7 protein-coding genes are annotated in these 4,474 nt (G+C 68.3%); 4 read left to right on the forward strand and 3 right to left on the reverse strand.

Annotation, left to right across the window (positions count from 1 at the left end; translation table 11 throughout):
- Window positions 1-711 precede the first annotated feature (711 nt).
- The gene (locus ACFWXQ_RS48705; protein ID WP_307527774.1) at window positions 712-915 is read right to left on the reverse strand and encodes a cold-shock protein; all 204 of its coding nucleotides are present in this window, start codon (window positions 913-915) and stop codon (window positions 712-714) included.
- Window positions 916-1,190: 275 nt separating this feature from the next.
- Between ACFWXQ_RS48705 and ACFWXQ_RS48710 the strand changes: the two genes are divergently transcribed.
- The 3 genes from ACFWXQ_RS48710 to ACFWXQ_RS48720 all read left to right on the forward strand — a co-directional run bounded on the left by ACFWXQ_RS48710 (window position 1,191) and on the right by ACFWXQ_RS48720 (window position 2,360).
- Window positions 1,191-1,460, forward strand: coding sequence for a hypothetical protein (locus tag ACFWXQ_RS48710; RefSeq protein ID WP_383957078.1), 270 nt, complete (start codon window positions 1,191-1,193; stop codon window positions 1,458-1,460).
- A 292-nt stretch (window positions 1,461-1,752) separates the two neighbouring features.
- Window positions 1,753-2,004: a hypothetical protein gene (locus tag ACFWXQ_RS48715; RefSeq protein ID WP_383957081.1), complete on the forward strand. Its 252-nt coding sequence runs from the start codon at window positions 1,753-1,755 to the stop codon at window positions 2,002-2,004.
- Window positions 1,992-2,360 carry a hypothetical protein gene (locus ACFWXQ_RS48720; RefSeq protein ID WP_383957083.1) on the forward strand — a complete coding sequence of 123 codons (369 nt, stop codon included), beginning with the start codon at window positions 1,992-1,994 and terminating at the stop codon, window positions 2,358-2,360. The genes ACFWXQ_RS48715 and ACFWXQ_RS48720 overlap by 13 nt, the downstream gene beginning before the upstream one ends.
- A gap of 59 nt (window positions 2,361-2,419) precedes the next feature.
- Here the strand turns inward: ACFWXQ_RS48720 and ACFWXQ_RS48725 are convergent, their stop codons facing one another.
- Window positions 2,420-2,878 carry a DUF6292 family protein gene (locus ACFWXQ_RS48725; protein WP_383957086.1) on the reverse strand — a complete coding sequence of 153 codons (459 nt, stop codon included), beginning with the start codon at window positions 2,876-2,878 and terminating at the stop codon, window positions 2,420-2,422.
- 37 nt (window positions 2,879-2,915) lie between these two features.
- On the reverse strand, window positions 2,916-3,929 hold the full coding sequence (locus ACFWXQ_RS48730) for a hypothetical protein (RefSeq protein ID WP_383957090.1): 1,014 nt from the start codon (window positions 3,927-3,929) through the stop codon (window positions 2,916-2,918).
- A gap of 133 nt (window positions 3,930-4,062) precedes the next feature.
- Between ACFWXQ_RS48730 and ACFWXQ_RS48735 the strand changes: the two genes are divergently transcribed.
- Window positions 4,063-4,395: a DUF6233 domain-containing protein gene (locus ACFWXQ_RS48735; protein WP_383957093.1), complete on the forward strand. Its 333-nt coding sequence runs from the start codon at window positions 4,063-4,065 to the stop codon at window positions 4,393-4,395.
- Window positions 4,396-4,474 lie beyond the last annotated feature (79 nt).

Here is a 4,474-nt window from a genome sequence, read left to right on the forward strand (position 1 = left end):
CCCGGGACCAGATCGCTTGAGACGGGAGACGTGGTGACGCTCTGCGACCACTCCCCAAGATCTGTGCCAGAGCCCGCTGAACAACGTCACAGCCAGTCGACCGCCGTGCGAGGCGTCCGGCTCACGCATCCGAATGCTCTCGCATGGAGTGCGGCATGGCCTATTTCCCGGGCCCGCGGCCCAGGACTGGGTCGTCCATTCCAAGGGGCCGGTCAGGGTATGGATAGAGGGGGCGTTTAGACTCGTACTGCGGGGTCAGGTCGTGCGGTGTGACCAGGATCGGCGTGCGGAGACCCTTGCCCCAAGTCCGGACCCACCGGGAGGCCTGCCACGCGAACCGCGTGCGGCGCAGGACAACGGCCCGCTCATCGCTGAACGGTTCGCCATCTGGCCAGAAGACTGCGTACCAGCAGCTCCTGCCGCGCAACGACTCCCACGCGCGCCATACCTTGCCGGACCAACCGATGCGTGGGTCTTGCCTGCCGTCGGTCAATTCCTCGTCCTCTCTGCCGATGACACAGGCACCGGTATCGCCAACAGAGTTCACTCTCAACCGGCTGATGTGCAACAGGCCCGGCCAACCTCGTCACACCCAAGACAGCAACGAGTTCAGGCACTTGGACTGGGAAGTCGTTCCCACTGCAGCACGGGATGCGTCGGGCCCCAGAACTCAAGACATGTTCTGGGGCCCGACCACGTCTGACCGTTACGTCAGGCGGGCGTGATGTTCTCCGCCTGCGGGCCCTTCTGGCCCTGCGTGACGTCGAAGGTGACGACCTGGCCTTCCTGGAGCTCACGGAAGCCGGAAGAGTTGATGTTGGAGTAGTGGGCGAAGACGTCCGGTCCGCCGCCGTCCTGCTCGATGAAGCCGAAGCCCTTTTCAGCGTTGAACCACTTGACGGTTCCCCTGGCCATGCTGGTGCCTTCCAGTCGATATCGGGAACCGCACCGCGCGGCCCCGGAGGTGATCGCCCTGGACTGCACAGCAAGAAACCCGCGCCGGAGCGCGGGCAGGTACTGCGAACCACGACATCTGAGGACGACGCTACACGGCGAAACCACCTGCCACCAGAGAGCAACAGCCGTGACCCGGGCCGCGCATGCCGGCGCGTAGCGATCCGGAGCAACGCCACAACGAAAGCGGCTACCCCGTGTCCAGACGGTGGTGGGGCATAGCTAGGGTCTGCGACATGACCGCCAGCGATCTTGCCTTTGAGCGACTTGCCGCGAGCCTGAAGCGGGCCTATGTGGATCACCGCATCGAGCAGCAGTCCGACGGCCATGTGCTACTCGTGCTCGGCGACGTGCAGCGGCTCGTCTTGCAGACGCTGTGCGGCGACGAGAGCCTTGCAGCCCTCAAGTCCCAGGAACGCGGCACCGACGGCACTCGGTACACCCTCACGGACAGCGAGGCTGAGGCTCTCGCGGACCGTGTCGACGGATCCCGCCGTCGGCGCTGAACTTCAGTGGCTAACAGGCTTACCTGGTCAAACCGCGTGGCCGTTGTCTTGCTTCCGGGTCCCGGCGATGGGGCCGTTTCCAGTCGGACCCGGCCGTGGGAGCCGCAGTGTTTCGTCTGTTGAAGTTCCCCTCAGAGGGATTCCTGGGCTCGCTGGTTTGCGCGGGACTCCAGGGGCATTCCTGCTCAGTCTTCGGTTACGCGGATGATCGTCTTGCCGGGAGTGCCCTTGTCCGGCGTGAATGCGGAGGCTGCCTCGGCGAGCGGAGTCGGCGCCCGACGATCGGCTTGAGGTGGCCGTCCCGCAGTCGCTGGACGAGGTCGGCCAGGCGGGCCCGGTCGGGTTCGGCGAAGAAGACGGCTCGCCCGTCGCGGTGGTGGACGGCGACCGGCTCGGCGATGGTGACCAGGTCACCGCCGGGGCGGACCAGCGCGGTGGAGACGGATATTCTCCTCGCCCAAGGGGGAGGGTGGACATCGACTACATCATCGAACTCGCCGGGGCGGTCATGGGCGGCTGGGGCCCATTGGCGTGGCCATTGTGATCGGCATCATCGTGTGGATCCTCTTCGTCGCCCGCACGCTGTTCGACGTAGCGACCCTGGCTGCCATTGGAGTCGTCCGACGTGTCAGCCGTCTGTGGGCCCTGGCTACCCGGCGCACCGGCGATGAAGGTGAACTCTGCCCAACCTTCGAACCCGAACACGGGTGGATGCACGAGCAGTTCCGCACCGATGGAGTTCGGCGGCACTGTGGTTACGGTAGAGGCCACGCTGGCTTGTGCGGTCACTGGCAGCAGACGTCTCAGGTCGACATGGAACGCATTCTGGGTCCAGAGGGCTTTGCGAAGTGGGCCGAGCACGTGGATGTTGAGCGCGCCTTCGAAAAGGGCGGGACATGACTCACCCACCTCGACAGCGAGCAGGCCAAACGAACTGACCGACCTGGAGGCGCAGCCTCCTAACCGGCCGCTCCCCGGTGGAAGGCATCGATCGTGGCCCTCACCGCCAGTGCGCCGTCCCATTCCTCGTGGTGTTCCCCCTCGTACCTGCCGAGGGGGTAGCGCCGAGACACCAGGGAGTCGGCCACCGCTGCGACGTCCTTCGGGGCCGCGAACACCCGGTGCAGCGCGGTGAGCGGGCCGAGGGGAATCGCATTGGCCGCGCTGAGGCGGAGCAAGGCGTGAGCCCAGCCGGTCTCTTCGTGCCAGGTGAGGCAGATGCCGCCCAGGCCGGCGCAGCGGCTCACGTCCCAAATGAGCGCTATGTACATCCGGTCGCCGTGCATGGGGTAACTGCGCTCGACACGGACCGTGCCCGGGGGGATACCGCGGTCGGTGAGCGCCTCGTCGACGGCCTGCGCGTACGGCCAGTGCGGCAGCATCTCAGGCCGCGACAGCCCGGGCGGTTGAAGCAGCACTGGCTTTACCTCCACAACAAGGTCGGATCTGGATGGGTCAGGAGACGCGCAGGAGGGCGGTGGCCGGGCCGATCGCGCCGGGCCCGAATCTCGCGCGGATCCGATCGCTGACTGCTTCGGCGGAGAGGCGGTTCTCGCGCCCTTCATCGAGGCTGATCTGCTCGGCCACCTGGTCGGCGTCGACCAGATCCGCACCCTTCACCGCGAGCCCAGTCAGGCGGCCGCGCTGGAGGCCCGCGGCATCGATCAGCTGGTAGGACACGGTGCGCAGGTCGATATCGTGCGCGGAGGCCTCCGGTAGACGGCGCGTCTTCTCCCACGCGGCCCCGCCGGCGAACCGCAACGTCAGGGTCAGGCCGCGGGCCACCTGGCCGCGGCGGCGCAGCTGGTGGGCGAGCTGCACGACCAGGTCGAGCAGGGCCGCACGGACCACCGCGCCGTCCAGAGTGTGCCGGGCGAAGGTGTGGCGCACGGTCAGCGCGGCGGGCAACGTACGCGGGGTGACTGGGCGGGGGTCGATGCCGCGGGCCCTGTCGGCGGCCAGCCGTCCGGCATGCCCGCCGAGCAGGCGCTGCACCGTGGCCGGCGGGACCCCGGCGAGCAGGCCCACGCAGTGCACACCGTAGTCGCGTAGTGCCGCCGCCTGCTTCGGGCCGATGCCGTGCAGGGCTTCGACGGGCAGCGGACCGAGCCAGTCGACGACGTGGTCGGGGTCGACGGCGAGGACGCCGCCGGGGGCGTCGATCTGGCCGGAGGCGGTGGCCGCGACCGTGATCGTCGGCCCGACCCCCACGCACACGTCGACACCCAGACGGGAGAGGGCCCGTATCCGCAGAACCTCTCCCAGCCGCCGGGCACTGGTGCCGTGGTAGCGCAGTGCGCCCTTCAGCTCTACCAGGGCCGCGGACGGCGGCAGCGCCTGAACGACCGGGGAAAACTCCGCGAGCAGTTCCAGGAACTGGCGGAACACGTCCTCCGGCAGCCGGTCCGGGCAGCGCACATGCATCACACTCGACACCCGCTGCTCCCCCGACACCGCTTCCGCCGCCATGGCACCCACCTCCACTACACTCACCTTATAGAACTAGTATTCGAACACGCGAGAGATGCAGCCCCGCAATCGAAGATCCTCGGGACGGACCATGCTTGACGACCTGCCCCCTGACCTGGGACGACTGAATGCCTTGAGGATCTGGCATGCCATGTGGCTGCGGCGCATCGACGACAAGATCGCCGCCCTACAGCAGCGGGAAGCCGAGCAGCAGCACGGGCGGCGGGCCCGGCCCGCGGAGCCGGAGTGGTTCGTCGAACTCGGCATCGGCGACGGACGGCCGCCCGCCGAGGTTCATGTGGGCGGCTGCTACGCCGCGGGCAAACGACGGCGTCCGGTAGGCCGGGACGAAGCCCGCCGGCTCCTGGCCTCAGGAGTGCGGGCCTGCAGCCATTGCCAGCCCGACACCGCCCTGGACATCCTCGACTTACCCACCCGCCCGGCCCTCTCCGCTACGGCGCGCTGACCGGCCCGGCGCCCTCCGGGCCCGTCCCCTGCACTCGCCCCCCCCCCCCCCCCCCCCAGAACAGGCTGTCCCTCATGAC

Origin of the sequence: Streptomyces sp. NPDC058697, from assembly GCF_042715345.1 — a bacterium.
Taxonomy (GTDB): domain Bacteria; phylum Actinomycetota; class Actinomycetes; order Streptomycetales; family Streptomycetaceae; genus Streptomyces; species Streptomyces liliifuscus.

Bases quoted from the DNA above. Each gene is read 5' to 3' on its own strand.
- ACFWXQ_RS48705 (WP_307527774.1), bottom strand. From the start codon at position 915: ATGGCCAGGGGAACCGTCAAGTGGTTCAACGCTGAAAAGGGCTTCGGC.
- ACFWXQ_RS48710 (WP_383957078.1), top strand. From the start codon at position 1,191: ATGACCGCCAGCGATCTTGCCTTTGAGCGACTTGCCGCGAGCCTGAAG.
- ACFWXQ_RS48730 (WP_383957090.1), bottom strand. From the start codon at position 3,929: ATGGCGGCGGAAGCGGTGTCGGGGGAGCAGCGGGTGTCGAGTGTGATG.